Annotated in this window: 23 protein-coding genes and 1 pseudogene; 9 read left to right on the top strand and 15 right to left on the bottom strand. The window is 58.8% G+C overall.

Annotation, left to right across the window (positions count from 1 at the left end):
• Positions 1–56: 56 nt before the first annotated feature.
• Positions 57–1,190 carry an MFS transporter gene (locus ACI514_RS05495; RefSeq protein WP_405123239.1) on the bottom strand — a complete coding sequence of 378 codons (1,134 nt, stop codon included), beginning with the start codon at positions 1,188–1,190 and terminating at the stop codon, positions 57–59.
• Between the two features lie 98 nt (positions 1,191–1,288).
• Between ACI514_RS05495 and ACI514_RS05490 the strand changes: the two genes are divergently transcribed.
• From ACI514_RS05490 to ACI514_RS05480, 3 genes are all read left to right on the top strand, one after another.
• Positions 1,289–2,053 (top strand): helix-turn-helix transcriptional regulator, encoded by a 765-nt coding sequence (locus tag ACI514_RS05490; RefSeq protein ID WP_160060115.1) that lies wholly within the window; start codon positions 1,289–1,291, stop codon positions 2,051–2,053.
• Positions 2,054–2,149: 96 nt separating this feature from the next.
• Positions 2,150–3,259 (top strand): HlyD family secretion protein, encoded by a 1,110-nt coding sequence (locus tag ACI514_RS05485; protein WP_160058768.1) that lies wholly within the window; start codon positions 2,150–2,152, stop codon positions 3,257–3,259.
• Positions 3,256–4,848 (top strand): DHA2 family efflux MFS transporter permease subunit, encoded by a 1,593-nt coding sequence (locus ACI514_RS05480; protein WP_405123238.1) that lies wholly within the window; start codon positions 3,256–3,258, stop codon positions 4,846–4,848. Before ACI514_RS05485 ends, ACI514_RS05480 begins: the two co-directional genes overlap by 4 nt.
• Before the next feature lie 138 nt (positions 4,849–4,986).
• Here ACI514_RS05480 and ACI514_RS05475 read toward each other — a convergent pair whose 3' ends face one another.
• The gene (locus ACI514_RS05475; RefSeq protein ID WP_160058770.1) at positions 4,987–5,427 is read right to left on the bottom strand and encodes a carboxymuconolactone decarboxylase family protein; all 441 of its coding nucleotides are present in this window, start codon (positions 5,425–5,427) and stop codon (positions 4,987–4,989) included.
• A 188-nt stretch (positions 5,428–5,615) separates the two neighbouring features.
• Here ACI514_RS05475 and ACI514_RS05470 point away from each other — a divergent pair, with 188 nt between their 5' ends.
• Entirely contained in the window at positions 5,616–5,915 is a 300-nt protein-coding gene (locus tag ACI514_RS05470; protein ID WP_077573787.1) for a hypothetical protein, read from the top strand.
• 186 nt (positions 5,916–6,101) lie between these two features.
• Here ACI514_RS05470 and ACI514_RS05465 read toward each other — a convergent pair whose 3' ends face one another.
• The 3 genes from ACI514_RS05465 to ACI514_RS05455 all read right to left on the bottom strand — a co-directional run bounded on the left by ACI514_RS05465 (position 6,102) and on the right by ACI514_RS05455 (position 9,341).
• Positions 6,102–7,673 (bottom strand): diguanylate cyclase, encoded by a 1,572-nt coding sequence (locus tag ACI514_RS05465; protein ID WP_405123237.1) that lies wholly within the window; start codon positions 7,671–7,673, stop codon positions 6,102–6,104.
• A gap of 177 nt (positions 7,674–7,850) precedes the next feature.
• Positions 7,851–8,624, bottom strand: a complete 774-nt coding sequence (locus ACI514_RS05460) for an aldolase (protein ID WP_405123236.1) — start codon at positions 8,622–8,624, stop codon at positions 7,851–7,853.
• A gap of 12 nt (positions 8,625–8,636) precedes the next feature.
• Complete coding sequence (locus ACI514_RS05455) at positions 8,637–9,341, bottom strand: haloacid dehalogenase type II (protein WP_405123235.1); 705 nt, start codon at positions 9,339–9,341, stop codon at positions 8,637–8,639.
• Positions 9,342–9,450: 109 nt separating this feature from the next.
• Here ACI514_RS05455 and ACI514_RS05450 point away from each other — a divergent pair, with 109 nt between their 5' ends.
• On the top strand, positions 9,451–10,308 hold the full coding sequence (locus tag ACI514_RS05450) for a LysR substrate-binding domain-containing protein (protein ID WP_405123234.1): 858 nt from the start codon (positions 9,451–9,453) through the stop codon (positions 10,306–10,308).
• A gap of 17 nt (positions 10,309–10,325) precedes the next feature.
• Here ACI514_RS05450 and ACI514_RS05445 read toward each other — a convergent pair whose 3' ends face one another.
• From ACI514_RS05445 to ACI514_RS05430, 4 genes are all read right to left on the bottom strand, one after another.
• Positions 10,326–10,850 carry a hypothetical protein gene (locus tag ACI514_RS05445; protein ID WP_160058775.1) on the bottom strand — a complete coding sequence of 175 codons (525 nt, stop codon included), beginning with the start codon at positions 10,848–10,850 and terminating at the stop codon, positions 10,326–10,328.
• On the bottom strand, positions 10,843–11,577 hold the full coding sequence (locus ACI514_RS05440) for an alpha/beta hydrolase (protein WP_405123233.1): 735 nt from the start codon (positions 11,575–11,577) through the stop codon (positions 10,843–10,845). The genes ACI514_RS05445 and ACI514_RS05440 overlap by 8 nt, the downstream gene beginning before the upstream one ends.
• Positions 11,578–11,580: 3 nt before the next feature.
• Positions 11,581–12,078, bottom strand: a complete 498-nt coding sequence (locus tag ACI514_RS05435; protein WP_150811783.1) for a PAAR domain-containing protein — start codon at positions 12,076–12,078, stop codon at positions 11,581–11,583.
• A 135-nt stretch (positions 12,079–12,213) separates the two neighbouring features.
• A complete protein-coding gene (locus tag ACI514_RS05430; protein WP_160058777.1) occupies positions 12,214–12,879 on the bottom strand; it encodes a ribonuclease T2 in 666 nt (221 codons plus the stop codon).
• A gap of 165 nt (positions 12,880–13,044) precedes the next feature.
• On the opposite strand from ACI514_RS05430, the gene ACI514_RS05425 reads away from it, so the two are divergent.
• Entirely contained in the window at positions 13,045–13,515 is a 471-nt protein-coding gene (locus ACI514_RS05425) for a hypothetical protein (protein WP_160058778.1), read from the top strand.
• A gap of 6 nt (positions 13,516–13,521) precedes the next feature.
• Here the strand turns inward: ACI514_RS05425 and ACI514_RS05420 are convergent, their stop codons facing one another.
• Positions 13,522–14,376 (bottom strand): LysR family transcriptional regulator, encoded by an 855-nt coding sequence (locus ACI514_RS05420; protein WP_405123232.1) that lies wholly within the window; start codon positions 14,374–14,376, stop codon positions 13,522–13,524.
• A 99-nt stretch (positions 14,377–14,475) separates the two neighbouring features.
• On the opposite strand from ACI514_RS05420, the gene ACI514_RS05415 reads away from it, so the two are divergent.
• Positions 14,476–15,123, top strand: coding sequence for an FMN-dependent NADH-azoreductase (locus tag ACI514_RS05415; RefSeq protein WP_160058780.1), 648 nt, complete (start codon positions 14,476–14,478; stop codon positions 15,121–15,123).
• Positions 15,124–15,181: 58 nt separating this feature from the next.
• Positions 15,182–15,973 carry a transporter substrate-binding domain-containing protein gene (locus tag ACI514_RS05410; RefSeq protein WP_405123231.1) on the top strand — a complete coding sequence of 264 codons (792 nt, stop codon included), beginning with the start codon at positions 15,182–15,184 and terminating at the stop codon, positions 15,971–15,973.
• Positions 15,974–15,976: 3 nt separating this feature from the next.
• Here the strand turns inward: ACI514_RS05410 and ACI514_RS05405 are convergent, their stop codons facing one another.
• Positions 15,977–16,186 (bottom strand): hypothetical protein, encoded by a 210-nt coding sequence (locus ACI514_RS05405; RefSeq protein ID WP_160058782.1) that lies wholly within the window; start codon positions 16,184–16,186, stop codon positions 15,977–15,979.
• Positions 16,187–16,320: 134 nt separating this feature from the next.
• On the opposite strand from ACI514_RS05405, the gene pseH reads away from it, so the two are divergent.
• Complete coding sequence (pseH, locus tag ACI514_RS05400) at positions 16,321–16,872, top strand: UDP-4-amino-4,6-dideoxy-N-acetyl-beta-L-altrosamine N-acetyltransferase (protein WP_405123230.1); 552 nt, start codon at positions 16,321–16,323, stop codon at positions 16,870–16,872.
• Between the two features lie 6 nt (positions 16,873–16,878).
• Here pseH and ACI514_RS05395 read toward each other — a convergent pair whose 3' ends face one another.
• From ACI514_RS05395 to ACI514_RS05380, 4 genes and pseudogenes are all read right to left on the bottom strand, one after another.
• On the bottom strand, positions 16,879–17,658 hold the full coding sequence (locus ACI514_RS05395) for an EAL domain-containing protein (RefSeq protein WP_160058784.1): 780 nt from the start codon (positions 17,656–17,658) through the stop codon (positions 16,879–16,881).
• Positions 17,659–17,802: 144 nt separating this feature from the next.
• On the bottom strand, positions 17,803–18,582 hold the full coding sequence (locus ACI514_RS05390) for a methyl-accepting chemotaxis protein (protein ID WP_405124200.1): 780 nt from the start codon (positions 18,580–18,582) through the stop codon (positions 17,803–17,805).
• A gap of 78 nt (positions 18,583–18,660) precedes the next feature.
• Positions 18,661–19,737: pseudogene (locus ACI514_RS05385) on the bottom strand (methyl-accepting chemotaxis protein); the annotation flags it as partial.
• 413 nt (positions 19,738–20,150) lie between these two features.
• Positions 20,151–20,651 (bottom strand): Lrp/AsnC family transcriptional regulator, encoded by a 501-nt coding sequence (locus ACI514_RS05380; protein WP_405123229.1) that lies wholly within the window; start codon positions 20,649–20,651, stop codon positions 20,151–20,153.
• Between the last annotated feature and the right edge of the window lies 1 nt (position 20,652).

Raw genomic sequence — 20,652 nt, 5'->3', positions numbered from 1 at the left:
GATAGTCGGAGCCCTCCTACACAAATGCAAGACGCTTCCTACAGCGCTTACATTTCTTAAACAATTGCTTTGCCTGGCTTTATTGTCAGCAGCAAGGCCACGGCGCTGCACACTATCAGGGTTTCCCCGAGAGCTTGAAACCAGCCCGCAAGCATCAGCCCTGTGCCGATCAGCAGGTAATACAGCAAGCCCAATAACGCCCCGGCGGTGCCCAATCGATCAGCGTAATCGGCCAGTGCCGAACCGAGAACATTGGGGATCGCCAAGCCAAACGCCAACACCACCAGCAACATCGGCAGGACGAACGCGACACTGTTCTGCAGCGACCACACGCCCACACCACCGAGCAACGCGATGCCACCCGCGAGGCGAATCAACTGCAATACCTTGAACCCTGCCGTCAATAAACGCCGGTTGAGCCATGCTCCAAAACCTGAGCCCAGCGCGAGGATCACGCCGCTGTAACCGAACACACTGGCGTCCACCCCCAGCCGCTGAAACATGAACGGAGCGAGGCTGTAATAGCTGAACAGCGCCACGTTGAACGACGCGATCCACAGCGCCGAACGCCAGATACCCAAGTCACGCAACATGCGCCCAAGGGTTTCGAACAAACCGACATGGCCGGTTGGCGCTGTCCGGGTTTCCACCAGGGTGTACCAACTCCACAGCCACAGCAGCGTTGCCAGCAACAGCAACGCGCCAAGCACACCGCGATAACCGAAAACCTGAACCAGACTGGCGCCGCTGAACAAACCAATCGCCGGACTGGCCGCCAGCGCGATGCCCACCAACGAAAACACCTGCGCAAGTTCGGCGCCTTTGAAGCGGTCGCGCAACACGGTTTGCGTGACCACCGAGCCCACCGCCGCACCGAACGCCGCCAACATCTGCGCCAGTAACAAGCCGTTGAAACTGCTGACCCGCAGGCCGAAAAGCGTGGCAATTGCATAGATTGCCAAGCCCGCGAGCATTGCCGGGCGCCGACCAATGCGATCACACAAACGCCCCCACACCACCACCCCGACGGCAAACGCGAGGAAATACACCGACAACGTCTGCGCCACCGCTTGCGGGCCAACATTAAACACCCGCCCGATATCACCGAGCGCCGGGCTGTAAAGGGTTTGTGCGATCTGCGGAAACATCAGCAGCGCAATCGCTAGCCACAGGAAATGTCTGTTGTTCATTCTTCATCACTCCTCACATAAATCGCCGAGGAGTTTAAGAATCGGTGAGTGGCGTATTATCCGAACCCTGCCAACTAATCGCTGAAATCGGACAACCCATGGCCTGGCTCGACGCCCACGCAACCTTCGACGCTGATCGCTTTCAGGCACCGGTGATTGGCCTCGCCTCGACTTTGGGTGATCACGATTCCGGCCTGCACCGTCATCAACGCGGGCAACTGCTGTACACGCGACAAGGCTGCACGCGGATCACCCTGGCGCAGCAATTGTGTCTGCTGCCGCCGTCGCGGGCGGCGTGGATTCCGCCGGGTGTCAGCCATCGCGCGGTGATGCAGCAGAGTGTCGATTACCGCTCCATCTACTTGATCCCCGAACTGTGCGCTGCACTGCCGCAGCAGGTCTGCGTGATTGAAGTCAGCCCGTTGTTGCGTGCGGTGCTGGAACCGATGGCGCTGGCCGATTTCGCCAGCGATTGGCAGCAAGGCAAATTCGTCCATCTGCTCGGCCTGTGCCTGAGCGAAATCGCCGAAGCGGCGCAGCAACCGATGCTGTTACCGTTACCTCAGGACAAGCGCCTGGCGCCACTGCTGAAAACGCCCGAACAACTGCCTCCGGAACTGCAAGTGCTGGAACAGCAGATCGGCGCCAGCAACCGTACCATCGGGCGGATCTTCCAGCGCGAAACCGGCATGAGTTATCAGCAATGGCGCCAGCAGTGGCGCTTGATGCGCGCGATGGAATTGCTCGCCACAGGGCGCAGCCTGAGTTACTGCGCTTTCGAAACGGGTTTTGCCAGCGACAGCGCCTTCATCGCCTTCTTCAAATCCATGACCGGCAGTACACCGGGCCATTGGCTCAAGTGAGCAACTGACGATCGGCGCCAGAAATCATTTGCGACTAAATATTACCTGCGTCATATTACAGCCGTAATAACGACCCGTTTACGCAGGTAACCCGCCATGACCAGCATGCCCACCCTCGAACCTGTTGTGGTGAAGACCAAGCCGCCCCTGCTTAAACGCTTGCTGCTTCCCGGCGCCGGATTGCTCGCGTTGATCTTCGCCGGGGTCTACGCCGTGCATTGGTGGGGCGCCGGGCGTTTTCTCGAAGAAACCGACGATGCCTATATTGGTGGCGATGTCACGGTGATCGGGCCGAAAGTCGCCGGTTACATCGACGAAGTGCTGGTCAGCGACAATCAGCATGTGAAGGCCGGCGATGTGTTGATCCGCCTCGACGCCCGCGACTATCGCGCCAACCTCGCCAAAGCTGAAGGCGCCGTTGCCGCCGAAGAAGCGCTGCTGGCCAACCTCGACGCCACCGAACAACTGCAACAAGCGGTGATCGGCCAAGCCCGCGCCGGCATCGATGCCGCCGGTGCGGAAACCGCGCGCTCGCGGGATGACAACGCACGCTACAAACGCTTGGTGACCACCAACGCCGTGTCCGTGGAAAGCGCACAACGTGCCGACGCCACCTTCAAAACTGCGCAAGCCCTCAGCGCCCGCGCGCAGGCCGAACTGCTGGCCGCGCAACGCCAACTGGCGGTGATCGACACCCAGAAACAACAGGCCCGCGCCGCCCTTCAACAAGCCCGCGCCGAACGTGATCTGGCGCAACTGAACCTCGGCTACACCGAACTGCGCGCACCGGTCGATGGGGTGATCGGCAACCGGCGCGCACGGGTTGGCGCCTACGCTCAGGCCGGTTCGCAACAGTTGTCGGTGGTACCGGCCAGCGGTTTGTGGGTCGACGCCAACTTCAAGGAAGACCAACTGGCGCGGATGAAACCCGGGCAGCGCGTTAGCATCCGTGCTGACGTGCTTTCCGGTCAGGAATTCCACGGTCGCCTCGACAGCCTCGCCCCCGCCACCGGCTCGCTATTCAGTGTGCTGCCGCCGGAAAACGCCACTGGCAACTTCACCAAAATCGTCCAGCGCGTGCCAGTGCGCATCCTCCTTGATCCAGCTGACGGCGTGCTCGGTCACTTGCGCCCGGGCCTGTCGGTAACAGCGGAAGTCGACACCCGCGTGCAACCGGAAACCAGCGCCGTGGCCGTCGCGCCATGAGCACCACCCTCGCCGCCCCTGCACAGCCATTCAACGCGGCGGACATGGCGACCGCGACCAAGGTGTTCGCCTTCGCGACCATGTGCATCGGCATGTTCATCGCGTTGCTCGACATCCAGATCGTCTCGGCGTCGCTGCGCGATATCGGCGGCGGACTGTCTGCCGGCACCGACGAAACCGCGTGGGTGCAGACCAGTTACCTGATCGCCGAAATTATCGTGATTCCGCTGTCCGGCTGGCTGTCGCGAGTGTTCTCCACGCGCTGGTTGTTCTGCGCTTCGGCGGTCGGTTTTACCTTGGCGAGCTTACTCTGCGGCATTGCCTGGAATATCCAGAGCATGATTGCCTTTCGCGCGCTGCAAGGTTTTCTCGGTGGTTCGATGATCCCGCTGGTGTTCACCACGGCGTTCTTTTTCTTCACCGGCAAACAACGGGTAATCGCCGCCGCGACCATCGGCGCGGTCGCGTCATTGGCGCCGACACTGGGGCCGGTGATCGGTGGCTGGATCACTGATATTTCCTCGTGGCACTGGTTGTTCTACATCAACCTGGTACCGGGGATTTTCGTTGCCGTAGCGGTGCCGATGCTGGTGAAAATCGACCAGCCGGAATTGTCCCTGCTCAAAGGCGCGGACTATCTGAGCATGGTGTTTCTTGCGCTGTTTCTCGGCTGCCTGGAATACACCCTCGAAGAAGGTCCGCGCTGGAACTGGTTCAGCGACCAGACCATTCTGACCACCGCGTGGATCAGCGGTCTCGCCGGGTTAGCTTTCATTGGCCGCACCTTGCATGTGGCCAATCCGATCGTTGATCTGCGCGCACTCAAGGATCGCAATTTTGCCCTCGGCTGCTTCTTCTCGTTCGTCACTGGCATCGGCCTGTTCGCGACGATTTACCTGACGCCGCTGTTCCTCGGCCGCGTACGCGGCTACAGCGCGCTGGACATTGGTCTGGCGGTTTTCTCCACCGGCGTGTTCCAGATCATGGCGATTCCGCTGTATGCCTTTCTGGCCAATCGCATGGACCTGCGCTGGATCATGATGATCGGTCTGGGTCTGTTCGCGATATCGATGTGGGAGTTCAGCCCGATCACCCACGACTGGGGCGCCGGCGAGTTGATGCTGCCGCAAGCGTTGCGCGGGATTGCCCAGCAACTGGCGGTGCCGCCAGCGGTGACGTTGACCTTGGGAGGGTTGGCACCGGCACGCCTCAAGCATGCGTCGGGGCTGTTCAATCTGATGCGCAATCTCGGCGGGGCGATTGGTATTGCGGCGTGCGCGACCATTCTCAATGACCGCACCAATCTGCACTTCACCCGGTTGGCCGAGCATCTGAACAGCAGCAATGAAGCGATGAATCAGTGGCTGTCGCAGGTCGGCGGCAACCTTGCAACGCTGGGCCAGAGCGGCGACGTCGGCGTCACCGCCAGCCTGCGCCAGTTGTGGTTGCTCACTTACCGTGAGGCGCAGACGCAGACCTACGGCGACACCTTTTTGATGATCGGGGCGTGCTTCGTCATCGCCACCGCGATGGTGCCCTTGATGCGCAAGGTGCAACCACCGGCAGCGCCGAGCGCGGATGGGCATTGATGCCTATTTTTGCAGACATCCACTTCCTCCTGTAGGAGTGAGCCTGCTCGCGATAGCGGTGTGTTAGCGAAGCAAATGTCGACTGACACATCGCCATCGCGAGCAGGCTCACTCCTACAGGGATTTGTGTGTGTTTACTCAGGCTTGTGGGATTTTGCGGAAACCTACGGCCAAACGATTCCAGCTGTTGATGGTGCTGATCGCCACGGTCAAATCGACCATTTCTTTCGGTGTGAACTGCGCGGCGACCACGTCGTAATCCTCGTCCGGGGCATGGGTCAGGCTCAGTTGGGTCAGCGATTCGGTCCACAGCAACGCGGCGCGTTCACGGTCGCTGAAGAACGGCGCTTCACGCCAAGCGGTGACCGCGAACAAACGGCGCGGGGTTTCGCCGCCCTTGATCGCATCAGTGGTGTGCATGTCGATGCAGAACGCGCAGCCATTGATCTGCGAAGCGCGCAGTTTGACCAGCTCGATCAGGGTCTTTTCCAGCGGCAGCTTCGAAACCGCAGTCTCCAGGGCGATCATCGCTTTCAGTGCGTCTGGCGATGCGGTGTAGAAATCGGTACGAGGTTTCATGGTAGCTCCGGGCAGCAAGTGAATGTGTGGCTACGTTAGTCCCCGCACCCGGTTCGGCAAATAGCCAATATTCCAGAAGATCAGGAGGCCACTTCGGTTTTCACGGCTGACCACTCGTCAGTCAATCGGCACCAAGGGTTCTGCGCGTCAGACCAATATCAGGTACATCCCCTTTCTGGAGACGGATCATGATCACGCGCAAACTCACCTCGTTATTGCTCGCCGGCCTGCTGGCCACGGCATCGGCCGCCAGCTTCGCCGCCAATGATGGCGCTGACGCCACCGGCACCAAATCCGGTGGCCCGACCAGCACAACCACGCCGCCAGACAACACCCCGGGCGCGCCGTCGGGTGGTAGCGGTTCTTCGGGTATGGGATCCGGAACTGGCACCAATGGCGGGGCCAGCGGTTCCGGTTCCGGGGCTGGCGGCGGCACCGGTTCGGCGGGTGGCGGGACTGGCGGCGCGGGCGGTGGCACTGGCGGCTGAACGAACAAGAGCCATCCATGGTGAAAACCCTCGGTTGTATGGGTATTCACATAATCTTGGCTTAATGAAAATCCCTGTGGGAGCGAACTTGCTCGCGAAGGCGTTAGATCAGTCAACATCTTCATCGCCTGACACTGCGCTTTCGCGAGCAAGCTCGCTCCCACAGGGTTGGTGTCAGCGTTTGAGTTAGCGGTCCGAGCGCATCAACTCGGCCAGACCGCTGTCCAGTGACAACACCGCTGCGCGATTGCGCCCGGCATTTTTCGCCTGATACAACGCCGCATCGGCGCGCTGGATAAACACTTCCAGGCTGTCATTGCCGCTCGGAATAAACGAGTAACAGCCCAGACTCACCGTCAGATACCCGGTCGGCGAGCCGCTGTGGGTGATGTGCTTGTCGATCACGCTGCGGCGGATCTGCCCGGCAATTGCCAGCGCACCGTTGATATCGGTGTCCGGCAGCAGCACTGCAAATTCCTCACCGCCGTAGCGCACCGCCAGATCAGACTTGCGCTGGCAGCAGGCCCTCAGCACCTGAGCAACCTGAGTCAGGCAATGATCCCCCGCCACATGCCCATAAGCATCGTTGTAGCGCTTGAAAAAATCGATATCGAGCATGATCAGGCTGACTGGACTGACCTGCCGCGCGCCACGGGCAAATTCGACCTCCAGCGAACGCTCGAACAAGCGTCGATTGGCCAACCCGGTCAGGCTATCGTGGGTCGCAATCTGCTCCAGCGTGCGCTGGGCCTTGCGCAGGTTTTTCTCGATCCGTTCGCCGTCGCGCACCTGATGAATGAACACCCAGCCAAACAGGCCGATGCCGAGAATCACCAAGGCGACGATCACACTCGACTGGAATGCGCGTGCGTACCAGCCCTCGAGAATCGTGTCGCGCGAGGTCGCCGCCGACACCACTAACGGATACGCCGACAAACGTCGATAACCGTACAAACGCACGACGCCATCGACCACCGAATCGATCATTGCAGTGCCGGCCGCCGCCTCAGGCAGCAACGTGCGATAAATCCGCCCTTGCGCCAGCGACGTTCCGATCAGGTTTTCATCAAACGGACGGCGGGCGAGCAACGTGCCGTCGCTCAGGCCGAGAAACATGATGCCTTGGTCATCGAGACTGAAACTTTCGAAGAAGCGATCAAAGTACGACATCTTGATCCCGGCCAGCAGCACACCCTGGAAATTGCCGGCGTGATCATTGATGCGCTTGGAGATCGGGATGATCCACTCACCGTTCTCGCGGCTGCGAATCGCCGGGCCGATGTGCGCCAGCGTCGAGGCGTTCTGCTGGTGAAACTTGAAGTACTCGCGATCGGCCACGCCATGACCACGGGGCAGATCGGCGAACGAGGTAATCACCCACTGGCCCTGCGTGTCGAAGAGAAACATGCCGTGCAACTGATCAAGTTGCTGCACGCGCCGGGCGAAGGTTTTCTGCAGCCGTGGTTTTTGCGCTGCGCCGTAACCGTCGTCCTGAATCCAGTCAACCAGGCTGGTTATCACCAGGTCCGCCGCCAGAAAGGTGTCCTCGGCCTGCTGCGCCATGGCCCGGGTCAGGTTGCTCGACGCCACTTTCGCCACCGCCAGATCCTGCCGTCGCGACTGCTCCAGTTGCAGGTACAGCAAACCGGACAGACACAACCCCACCGCAACGATAAACAGCACCGCCGCTTTGCGCAGCGGCAGGCGTTTAAGGGTGCCTCCGGGGGCCTGATGCGGATCGTGAATAGGGATAGGCAAAAGCAAGTCCTGGGCAGGTACGACAAGGGCGCCAGCGGGGAAGCCCTTATGTTTGTGAGCGTAGCCCACCGGAATCTACGGGGCAAACGCCCCGGTCCCGCCCAGGTATATCGGCGCACAACGAGTTTGGATGATCGCTGTTCGCCGATTTATTTTCGATTGCCTCTTTAGGGTTAGTCAGTTGTGAAGGGCCAGGCGCCGCATCGCACTGTGCAAGTGGGCCTGCGCACTTTGCGCATCGCCCTCGCGCATCTGCTCATAGGCCCGTTGCGCGATGGCGTGGGGTACCGGTTTCAGCTCGCGTTGCGTGGCCATCGCAAGCAGTTGCACGTGGGCGGCGCGCTCCAGGTAATAGAGGTCGTCCCAGGCTTCGGCGATGGTCGGCGCGGCGACGATCACGCCGTGGTTTTTCAGGAACAGAATGTCGGCGTCGCCCATGACCCCGGCGATACGGTCGCCTTCGGACGCGTCCAACGCCAGGCCGTTGTAGTCCTCGTCCACCGCCGTGCGCCCGTAGAACTTCAGCGCGGTCTGCCCCAGCCACAACAGCGGCGGCCCTTGCAGCAGGCACAACGCCGTGGCGTGAGGCATGTGGGTGTGGAACGCGACTTTCACTCGCGGCAGTTGTTTGTGCAGGCGCGCGTGGATATAGAATGCCGTGGCTTCCGGATGGCCTTCGCCTTCAACCACATTGCCGTCGAAGTCGCAAACCAGCAGATTCTGCGCGGTGACTTCGGCGAAGGCGTAGCCATAGGGATTGACCAGAAACAGATCATCATGCCCCGGCAGCATCGCCGAAAAATGATTGCAGATGCCCTCCTCCAACCCATGCAGCGCGGCCAGTTGAAAGCACGCTGCGAGTTCGTTGCGCGCGGTGATGATCGCTTCGGTGTCGAGGTTCAGCGCTGTCGGGCGTGCGGCCGGCGCACTGGCAGTCAGGGTGTGAGCCATGACGATTCTCCGTTACCAACCAAGGGATTTGAACAGCGGCAACACTTGATCGAGGCGGTTGAGGATCGCGTCGGGGCGATAGTCCGCCAGCAACTGGCGGCCGGTGCCGCGATCGATCCACACGCAGCGAAAGCCCATGTCCCGCGCCGCCGTGTGGTCGAGCATCGGGCTGGCGCAGATGTGCACCACCTCTGCGCAGGTGACGCCCAACTGCTCATGAGCGTAGTCGAACAGCCGTGGTGCCGGTTTGTAGGCGCCGGCCTGTTGCGCGGTGATCACCTGGTCGATGTGGCCGCCGAGTTGCGCGACGTTGCCGGCAATGATGTCGTCGTCGGTGTTGGAGACGATGCACAGTTTGAAACCCATGGCTTTCAATTCACGCAGGGTCTCGATCACCTCGGCAAACGGCGGCATTTTCGGGATCGCGGCGGCCAGACGCTGGCTGTCTTCGGGCAGGCTGGGCAAGCCCAATTCTTCCAGGGCCAATTGCAGGCCGAGGGTGCTTAGCTCGCGGAACGAACGGTGCGGTGGGGTCTGTTCGAGGCGATGTTCATGGCGGTCATAGACGTCAATCAGGTGCCCGACGTCGATCTGATGCTCGCCCTTCTCGCTGAGGATTTCGCCGACCACAGCTTTCAGGCCTTCGTCCCATTGAATCAACGTGCCGTAGCAATCGAAGGTCAGCCACTGCGGGCGCGGGGTGTGGATGAGTGTCATTGGTCGAATCCTCCGTCGTGAGGACTTCAGCTTATGAGCACCCGGTGATAGTGTGAAATTAAATAAATAGCCAATCGTCAGTTGAAAAACCACTATCGAGAGCATCGCCATGCTGGACCTGGAATTGCTGAAAACCTTTGTCTGCGTGGTCGACGAAGGCAGCTTCACCCGCGCCGCCGAGCGCGTGCACCGCACCCAATCGACGGTCAGCCAGCAGGTGCGCAAACTCGAGGAGTTGGTCGGCCATGCCCTGCTGCTGCGCGACCGTACCGGGCTGAATGTCGCCGTCACCGAGCACGGCGAATTGTTGATTCACTACGCGCGCCGTTTGCTCGCGCTGTCCGCCGAAGCCACTGAAGCCTTGGCCAGCGACCTCGACCTGGAAATCCTCCGTATCGGCATGCCGGAAGACTTCGACGCGCGGCGCATGGCGCTGATTCTCGCCGGCTTCACCCGCAGCCATCCGCAAGCGCGGCTGGAAACCCTCAGCGGCATGAGCCTCGATCTGCGCCAGCGCCTCGATGCCGGCGACATCGACATCGCCCTGATCAAACGCGAACCCGACAGCGGCCCGGCGTGGGCGACCTGGCCGGAACGACTGGTGTGGGTCAAAGGTGCGGAGTTTGATTCTTCCACTGGCGTGCTGCCGTTGGCGTTGTTTCCTCAGGGCTGCCTGTATCGGCAGCGCGCCATTCGTTTGCTCGATGTTGCTAAGCGACCTTGGCGGGTGGCGTTCGGCAGCCACAGCCTGACCGGGATTCAAGCGGCAGTGGCGTCGGGGTTGGGGGTGTCGGTGCTGCCAGTGTCGGCGGTGTTGCCTGAGCATCAGGTGTGTATGGATTTGCCGGAACTGGCGCCGACGGAATTGGCGTTGGTTAGCCGTGAGGGGGTTTTGAGCGGGTTGCAGCGCGGTCTGGTGGAGTTTTTGCGTGGGGAGTTGGGCGTGGATGCGGGGGGATTTGCCTGAAATCCCCCTTTGTTCTGTTATCGGGGTGTGTTGATTTCCCGCAGCAGATCCGCGACGGGTATGTTCATGGTGTTGGAGTAGTAGGGTTTGTAGCCGTAGGCGGTGACGACGACTTTGCAGGGGATTTGTTGTTTGTTGGATAGGAGCTGGTTTAGTTCTGACGCTGACAAGTCTCGCTGCGAACCCCCACCGTTTGAAAGTTCACTCATGAATGTACGGGTCAAGTAGGAGAACCCCATTTTACTGCTGACGTCTTTTTCGGGTTGTATTACACCAAATGCAGTAAATCGCATAAATTTCTTAATAGAAAAATCTTGGTCATCCGACAAAGCGCACTCGAGCATGCCTGAAGCCATACCCACCCTTTCTCCTCGATCAAAAAGATTAAGGACATCGACATCCGAGTGATACCGAATGACATACAAAAGCGAACTATCATCCCTCTCAACAGAACGGAAGACCAAGTTCGCAGGTGGTTTTATATGATCTTTAGCACACCCGGAACAAATACATAGAAATACGCAAAGTAAAAACTTATTCACCCGGAAACTCCTTCATGATGGATTCAAACAAGAAGTCGCTCGCCGATTTCCTGCCTGCTATGGGCGCATTGAATAGCCCGAATGCATTGGCATGGTTCGTATCAACACTGACATTCACCGAGGGACCGCATGAAACAAGCCATTTCTCGCCAAAGTCAGCCACCCCATCTGACGGGTCTCTCTGAGTGGGTGCAGCCTTGATATTTATCCAGTCATTGGTAATTGGCTCAGGTCGCTCGCGATAAATATCCGACCCCAGCCAAACCAAAGCCCCCTCTCCTACCGGATCAAGAGTGATCAGCATCTGAACCCGGTAGCCCCATTCCGACATGATTTTTGTCAGATGAGCGCCATTCCATCCACCGAGGCTATGTCCGACGATATAAACAGGACAACTCTTGTAAGGAATAAGGCTCAAGACATGACGCTGAATATCCTGTTTACCTCTGACCTCGTTGTAGCCCAACCAATCTGACTTATATCTACCCTGCTCTTGCAACTTTCGGGTGCGGTCATCAAATGTCACCCATGCCTCTCGGATATTTTTATACGGTCCGGAAAAGTAATAACTCTCTTTGTCGCCAGCCCCACCAACAAATAGAACAATCGCCTTGGTACTCTCCACCGGCACAGGCTTGTCACTGACATCCTTCTTGTCCGTCAGCGCATGTTCCTTGTGCAGTCTGTAATTGTTGCCCTTCGCGCACGTTACCGTTTCAGCAGCCATGCCTCACTCCTCCAAAAACAACTTGATGGTTTCAGGCAGATGCGAGCTGACTTGGTGAGTAAATCCGTTCGCGTCAGACACCCCATGTTCCAGACGCCCGTCAGCGCGCTGAATAACGTAAGGATGATCAGGCATGGGCTCACCGGTCACGTCATTGACCAGTTTCAACCTGTCAGTGAAATGCACCGGCATCGGCAGCAAACCACTGAAGGGAGCCGACGTCACCGTGTCACCGATGATGACCGTGCCTGAACCGCCGATGACGACGTTGCCGTGCCCACCGGTGCTGTCCAGTGTCGCGGCGTTCAAACCGTTGATGAACACCGTCGACGCAACAGCGCCGGTAATCGGGCTACCGCAGGCGGATTTGTCAGTCATCCGCGCAGCCGCCAAGCCGTCGAAATTCACATTCGGGGAGCCACTGACAATAGGATTGGTGCCATGTCCCGGCAATGGACAGGCGGTTGGATCGGTGACGCGGGCGGCGGGTTTTCCGCTCATGAACAGCTCCTTGCGATGTAACGTGGTCATCCTTTCGGGGGCGCAAGCATGCGGGAGTTCGCCGGGTACTTCAAACCTTCAGACCAAAAAAGGCGCCCGATCGGGCGCCTTTTTGATACGTGGAAACCGCTCAGGTTAGCGCGACGGCGGCACCCGGATATCCCCCGCGCGGCATTGGGTTTTCACGCCCTTGCCACAGGCGCCGAACTGCAAATCCTTGCCCATGCACACGCGCACTTCCGACAACTCCGGGCCGCTGCAAATGACCGCGATGCCATCGGCCGGAATCCCCGGGTTGGCCTTGCGGAACAGGTCGGCAATTTCCTGGGCTTCGAAGTAATAGGAACTGCTGAACGGTTGCAGCTCATCGGGGATTTTCACCGCCGCCACGGCTTTGTCCGCTTCATCCAGATAGCCCATTGCGCCGAGGCCGCTGCAGGTGCCGTGCTTGGACCATTCGTGGTCGAGCAGTTTTTTGGTCGGGAACAGCATCAGGCCCTGGCTGGTTTGCGCCGCGTTCAGCGTGGTCAGCGGTGGGCAGGATTCCGGCCAGCCACCCTTGGCGTATTGCGGCCACAAACCGTGCAGCACGAAGCCATAGCCCTTGCCCGTGCACTGCGAGTCATCTTTATGCGTAAGGCAAAAGGTCGGCGACCAGGACAGCGCCAGCAGGTAGTAATCGAACACCCCCGCCACTGATTCCGCCTGCGCTTTGCTCGACTGCGATTGGCGCGCCGAACTCAAACCGATGCTACCGACCGTCAGCGCAATCACTGCCAAAATTGTAAACAGCTTTTTCATCTACCCGCTCCTTGGGACGCCTGCGTCCGTGGTTTTCGATCCTGACCAGACTTGGCCAGCGCTGATTTCGACACGCTTGTGTTGCAAGCGCATGACGCAAGGCAACACCGTACGCCGTTGAAAGGTCTACGATTATCAGGCAGACATCAAACCAAGGGATCCGAAATGAGTAAAGCAGACGAACTCGCCGCCAAACTCAAGCAAACCCGGCACACGCATGCGGATGCCGCGCTGGAGATCGATTGCTGGCCGAAGCAGGTAGACAGCCTGTTCCACCGTATCGAAGAGTGGCTGAAACCGGTGATCGAAGTCGGCCTGAAGATTCGCCGCAATCCGACCCACGTTTGCGAAACCTCACCCGATGGTGAATCCCACGATTACGCCATCGACCAACTGGTGATCGAAGCCAATCATCAAACCCTGACATTCGATCCCATTGCGCGGTTTACCGAGGATGGCGCCGGACGCGTGCAAATCATCCCGTCAGCCACGGACACCTATCTGCTGCGTACCGTGGATGAGCATGGTGAAAGCCATTGGTGGGTGCAGTCGATTGAAACAGGCCAGCAACTGGATGCCATCGCGCTGACCGAAAACAATCTTTTGCTCGCGGTGCAGGAAGGCCTCGGCCTCTAGCCGCGATTACTGCCGCCGCGCCGAGCAAAACTCGACGATCACCTGCGATAGCGCATCGATCATCTGCGGCTCAGCGTGAGGCGCGACAAACAAGCGGAACTGCGCATCCGGTAACACCGGCAAGCCCTGTTCCGCGCCGAGCGCCGTCAACCCCTGCCCCAACTGACTCGCCGGCACCGGCGCCACGGCAAATCCGGACAATGCCGCCGCGCGCAACCCGGCGGTGCTCGAACACAGCATCGCGGTACGCTGAGCAATGCCCGCCTGAGCCAAACGCGTCAGCGCCGCCTCACGATACGGACACGGCTCAGGAAACAGCGCCAGCGGCAATGGCGTCGGCAGTTGAATCACGGGTTGTGCGGCCCACGCCCACACCAGCGGTTCTTGCCAAAGTAAACGCCCCGATGCGCCGGTTTCGCACTGCGAGCCGATGACCATCTCCAGATCGCCCTGCTGCATCTGGCCCAGCAGCGTTCCCGGAATATTCACCTGCACATCGAGCTCCATGCCTGGATGCTGCGCCGCGCAATCCTGCAACGCGCGCAACAAACGCGCCTCGACAAAATCCTCGGACAGGCCAATCCGCATCCGCCCCTGAAACGGTGTGCCCGTGAGCTGCGCCCAGGCATCGCGATTCAACGCCAGAATCGTCCGCGCATAGGCGATCAGGCGTTCGCCATCAGCGGTGAGTTGCTGAGAACGAGTGGTGCGCTTGAGCAGCGGTTTGCCGACTTGTTCTTCGAGTCGGCGCAGATGACCGCTGACCGCCGACTGGGTCAGATGCAGTTTTTCCGCCGCACGACTGAAGCCGTCCTCATCGACAACGGTGACAAAGGTCTTGAGCAACAGGGCGTCAAACATAGTGAGATACGTGATCAATGGCCGATTTATTCACGATTTATAGTTTGAAGCGCGCTATGTTGCAATGCCTCGCATTCCCCCCGACTGCCGAGGCTTATCGTGACCACCCTTCTGCACATTGAATGCTCACCGCGCAAACAACGCTCCGCGTCACTGCAAGTGGCCCGCAGCTTTATCGATCGCTATCTGCAGCATCATCCGCAGACACACGTCGAAACCCTCGACCTGTGGGGCATGCCACTGCCGGAGTTCGGCGAAGAGGCGATGAACGCCAAGTACGCAGGACTCAACGGAATAGCGCGAACACCAGCCCAACAAACGGTCTGGGAAGAACTCGAGGCACTCGCCGCCCACCTGCACCGTGCCGACATTCTGGTGATGTCAGTACCGCTGTGGAATTACAGCATTCCTTACAAACTCAAGCACTACATCGACCTGGTGTCACAGAAGGACATCCTCTTCAGCTTCGACCCGCAGCTTGGCCCGCAAGGGTTGCTGCACGGAAAAACCGCTGTGGTTGCCTATGCCCGCGGCCTGGATTTTTCCGCGCAATCGACCACGCCCGCCGGGCGGTTCGACTTTCAGAAACCCTACATGCAAGCGTGGCTCGAATTTGTCGGGATCACTGATGTGCACGCGCTGATCGTCGAAAAGACCATTCTCGGGGAAGACCTCGACCGCAACTCGCGGCTGCTGGCCTCACAACAGGCGCGGGATCTGGCAGATCGCCTGGTGCGGGCTGGGTGACACCGACGAAAGCGTTTCACTACACTGGGCCACCTTCCTTGTCGGAAACCCGATCTCAATGACAATTCTAAAAAGCACGATGATCCTTTGCGGTGCGCTCACATTCGCCTCCGCCGTTCAAGCGCAGGAAAACACGTCGCACCTCGACAGCATCCAGCAAAAAGGCCAGTTGCGCGTGTGCACCACCGGCGACTATAAGCCCTACACCTTCAAACGCCCCGACGGCGACTTCGAAGGCATCGACATCGCCATGGCCCGTTCGCTGGCCGACAGCCTCGGGGTCAAAGTGCAATGGGTGCAAACCACCTGGAAAACCCTGATGCCGGACATGCAGGCCGGCAAGTGCGACATCGGCATGGGCGGCATCTCGGTGACGCTCGAACGGCAGAAAAAAGCCTACTTCAGCAACACCCTCGACACCGACGGCAAGATCCCGCTGGTGCGCTGCGCTGATGTCAGCAAGTACCAGACGGTCGAACAGATCAACCAGCCCAACGTGCGCCTGGTCGAACCCGCCGGCGGCACCAACGAAGCCTTCGTCCACGCCTTCCTGCCCAAAGCGCAACTGGCCCTGCACGACAACGTGACGATCTTCCAGCAACTGCTCGACAACCAGGCCGACGTGATGATCACCGACGCCTCGGAAGCGCTGTATCAGCAGAAACTCAAACCGGGCTTGTGCGCGGTGAATCCGCATCAGTACATGCAATATGGCGAAAAGGCTTACTTGCTGCCGCGCGATGACATCAGCTGGAAACTGTATGTCGATCAGTGGCTGCACTTGAGCAAAGTCACCGGCAAATATCAGCAAACCCTGAGCGAGTGGATTGCCGTACCTGCCGCGCAGTAATCCTCAATCGTCATGCAACATTCCGGAGCTGTACTGATTGAGACTGCTGCCGATACTGTTGCCACCAAACTTCAACGTATTGGCGTTGCGCCCCTCCGGCGACTGACAGTCGCTGGAGAAACAACTGGTGGTGGTCAAGCCACCCGCGCCCGAACAGGCACTCAACACCGACACAGCAACAATCAACAGCACTTTGACGACATTGGCGCTCATGGCACGATTCCCCTCGGGATGAACAGCGACGATCTTGTGCCAACATCCTAGGCCTGCGCCGCACGCGGCAAGATGAAACTTTGCTGATCGACAGCGCCGGTTCAAAATCGCTACCCGCCGACAAGGACATCCCCATGCAATTCCTGCCCCTCACCGACGCCAGTCCCGCCATCCAGGCCCACGTGCGCACCCTGCGCAACCAGCCGGACGTGCGCAAATTCATGTACACCTCGCATGAAATCAGCGAAGCGGAACATGCCAACTGGCTGGACTCGTTGCAGGGCAACCCACGCCAGCAAGTGTTTGTGGTGATCAGGGATGAGCAGGCCGTCGGGGTTGTTTCGTTGAATGCGATCAACGTTTTGCACAAGAGCGCGGATTGGGCGTTTTATCTGGACGTCGGGTTGCAGGGTAAGGGCCTGGGCAGTGTGGTCGAGTTCTGGATGCTCGATTACGCGTTTGGCGTGGCGGGGCTGGAAAAGCTGAATTGCGAAGTGTTGGCGATGAATGCGGCAGTGGTGAAGATGCACCAGAAGTTCGGGTTTGAGATTGAAGGTGTTCGGCGGCAGAACGTGGTGAAGGATGGGGTTCGGGTCGATGTGGTGTTGTTGGGGATTACCAACTCTGAATGGCGCAACAAACGTCCAACGCTGGTCCCCGTTATCGAGCGGATCAGTGCGAGCTGAAAGCGATCATCTCTTCTGCCACGCACTTGTCGGGATCTGCGCCAGCGATTTGAAAGCGGGCTTGGCGAACCAGTACCCCTGCATCAAATAGATGCCGCAGTCGGCGAGAAAATCTCGTTCCTCGGCAACTTCTATGCCCTCGGCGATCACCTCCACGCCCAACTCGGTACACATGTTCACCACGTTACGCACAATGGTCTGGCGAACTCGGTCACGGTGAATATCGCGGATCAGCGCCATATCCAGCTTGATCAGATCCGGCTGGAAATCCGCCAATAAGTTAAGGCCGGAATAGCCTGCGCCAAAGTCGTCGATCGCCGTCTTGAAACCAAACTCACGATACTCGCGCAAGATATTCATCAAATGCTTGTTGCTCTCAACATGCTCGCCCTCCACCGCCTCGAAGATCAGCCGCTCCAGTGGGAAGCCGTGAGCACGCGCCGCTTCCAGCGTGCTGCGAATGCACATTTCCGGACGGTAAACGGCATTCGGCAAAAAGTTGATCGACAAGAACTGCGTCATCCCTAACTCAGCCGCCGTGGAAATCGCCCGTACTCGACACAGTTGATCAAATCGGTAACGGTTTTGATCGTCGACCTGCTCCAGCACTGACAAGGCGCCCTCGCCTTTCAGGCCGCGAACCAAGGCCTCATGGGCAAAAATCGTTTGATCACGCACATCCACAATGGGCTGAAAAGCGAAGGCGAAATCCATGTCCGGCACGCTTTTGTCCTTACAGCCCTCGCAGCCTCCGCGTGACGTGAATGATTCTGGAAATTCGGTCATGACACCCCCTGATAACGGGTTGTAACCTTCCCTGACTATAGGTAAAAAACTGCTGTTGAACCGAGTCACCTGCTCACCACGCCCCAACGCTAGCCCTGCGACGCTTGAATATTCGAAATCGCTGCAGATTCATCGTTCCAAAAATCAAGTGCGAAAATGCGCCGTCATTCGCTGCAAGTCCTGCCCCAGTGACGCCAACTCAACCGTCGCAGCCGCACTCTCTTCACTGGCAACCGCCGACTGGTCAGCCACATCCCGTACGCTGACGATGCTGCGATTGATTTCGTCGGCCACGGCACTTTGCTGCTCGGCAGCGGCCGAGATCTGCAGGCTCATCTCCTGGATCGTACCAATGGACTGATTGATCTCGGTAATCGCCAACTCGGCCTTCTGCGCCAACACCACCGTATCGAGGGTGCGCTCGCGGCTGGAGGCCATCAGGGTCGAGGCCGCTTGCGCGCCTTGTTGCAGGGTGACGATCAGCGCTTCGATTTCCTTGGTCGAGTCCTGCGTGCGTTGAGCCAGCGAGCGCACCTCGTCTGCCACCACAGCGAAACCACGCCCCTGCTCTCCCGCCCGTGCGGCTTCGATAGCGGCATTCAACGCGAGCAGATTGGTCTGCTCGGCGACGGCTTTGATGACATCGATCACTTTGCCGATCTGCTCGCTGTCCTGAGACAGCACGCTCATCGCGCCGCCCAGTTCTTCGATGGCCACAGCGAGTTCACTGATCTGCAACGTCGCCTGCCTCACCACCGTACTGCCGTGGCGAGCCTGTTGATCGGCCAACGTCGCGGCGGCGGACGCATCGGTCGTGTTACGCGCAACTTCCTGCACCGTCGAAGCCATTTCGTGCATCGCCGTGGCGACTTGATCCACTTCGCTTTTTTGCTGACGCACACCGGCACTGGTCTGCTCGCTCATGGCCGAGAGCTTTTGCGCAGAAGTGGAAATATGCGTGACTCCGTTGCCGATACCTTGCACCAGCGTGTTCAGGTTTTGCGCCATGTCCTGCATCGCATTTTGCAGATCGCCCAACTCGTCTTTGCGGTTTGATTTGGCCTGTACCGTCAAGTCGCCCTTGGCAATACGTCGAGCCAGTTCAACCGTCAGCGCCAGGGGCGAAGTGATCTGGCGCGAGATGACCAGCGAAGCAAACAGCCCGATCACCAGCGCCAACACGGTCAATACGGCGATCTGAACAAAGGCTGAGTGTTGATCTTCACGCGCCAGGCGCTGCTGGGTGTCCATCAGGCCATTCATGATCTTGTCCATCGCCTTGCTTTCCAGGTCGACCTGCTCGCGCATGTTCTGCTTCTGCTCAAACAGCCCGGCCACTTCCACCAATACTTCGCGATAACGACGCATGCCGGCATGCGCTTCTTCCAGTTGACTCGACAGGGTCGCCGGCAGGCTGGTACGCGCCTTGGCGATATCACTCAAGAAGGTATCGATGGTCTCCATCAGCAGGTTTTTGTTCGCCTCGTTAGGCACCGCAATGTAACGACGCAACATCAGGCGAAACGTGGTCATGCCATTGCGCAAATCGGCCACCGTGCGCAGATCCCGAACGCGTTCGCCATCGGCAGACGCCAGCGCACTGGTCGTGGTGCCTTCAAGCATGCCGGCAAAAGTTTGCGCGTACTTGTCCGACAGCGCACTCAAGGGCTTCAGAGCATCGGTGGTCGACTTATCGGCAGCGATCAACCGTTTGACCTTCTGGTCGTAGGCGACAATCGTCGTTTGCAAGGCCTTCAAGGCTTGCTGGTTTTCAGCGCGGGTCAACGTTTCCAGGGCCTTGCTGACAAGGCCCTGCAAGACATTCAACTGAGCGTTATAGGCGTCGGCGAACGCTGCATCAGCGGCGGCTTCGTACTGTTTCTCGGAAAGACGCATCTCTTGCGTCGCGTCATTCAACGTGCCGATCAGACGCGTCGTACTCAAGCGATCAACCAGCACGCTGTTGCTGTTATAGCCAATGAAGGCAACCGCCAAAACAGCCAGCAGAAGAATGCCGAAGCCGGTTCCCAGCTTGCGGGAAACTTTGATGTCACCCAGGAAATTCGATGCAACTGCCATATTCAGCCTCAACGCCCTGACGCGAAACGCCAGGCACAAAAAATTGATCTCCGGTAACCACAGTCACCGTCCAGACATTCGGGGGTCGTCATCCAAGGCGTAATACGGGACGCTCCAGCTGTCCCGAAAATGCAAAATGCAGATGCTGTCGAAGCGTCGAGAAGAAACCCGACGCGAGCATCGGCAGACAAACCCATCACGTCGCAAACAGAGGGTCTGCACGCTGGATTTATCGTTTCAGCAAAGGTGTCTGGAGGGATGCTAGTAATTTTGCGAAAACTTGTACAACTTTATATTTTTGTACAATCGTTGAACTTTTACAGCTGCATGATGACGCATTGCCATCACGCTTTGTGGCACATCGCTACTGATGTAAAACGGAGCTGAAAATGCTGATCCAGATGCCTGTCCGCTCAGTCCTTTGCCGGCTTGGGAATCGCAATCCGGCTACCGGTCTTGATCTCGCGCAACGCCAGGCTGGACTGGATCGACGCAATCCCCACCTGACGCCGGAGCACCTGCTCGATGAAATCGCTGTAGCTATCAAGATCCTCCGCCAACACCTGCAATACATAGTCGGCATCGCCGGTGATCTTGTGACAGGCCAACACCTCGGGCAATTGCGCAATCACCGCCTCGAAAGCGTCCGGTGCGTGGTCGGCGTGGGTGGAAAAACGAATGTGCACGAACGCCATGATATCCAGCCCGAGCATTCGCCGATCAAGATTGGCCTGATAGCCCTTGATGACCCCCGCCTCCTCCATGCGCTTGCGCCGCCGCCAGCACGGCGTAAGGCTCAGCGACAGCCGCTCACTGAGTTCAGCATTGGAAATACTGGCGTCTTCCTGCAACAACTCAAGAATCGCCAGGTCGGTCTCGTCGAGGCTGATGCGTTTGGATATTTTTTTCTGCATG

Origin of the sequence: Pseudomonas sp. M20 (assembly GCF_045037865.1) — a bacterium.
Taxonomy (GTDB): domain Bacteria; phylum Pseudomonadota; class Gammaproteobacteria; order Pseudomonadales; family Pseudomonadaceae; genus Aquipseudomonas.
This window is presented reverse-complemented; position numbering and strand designations above follow the sequence as displayed.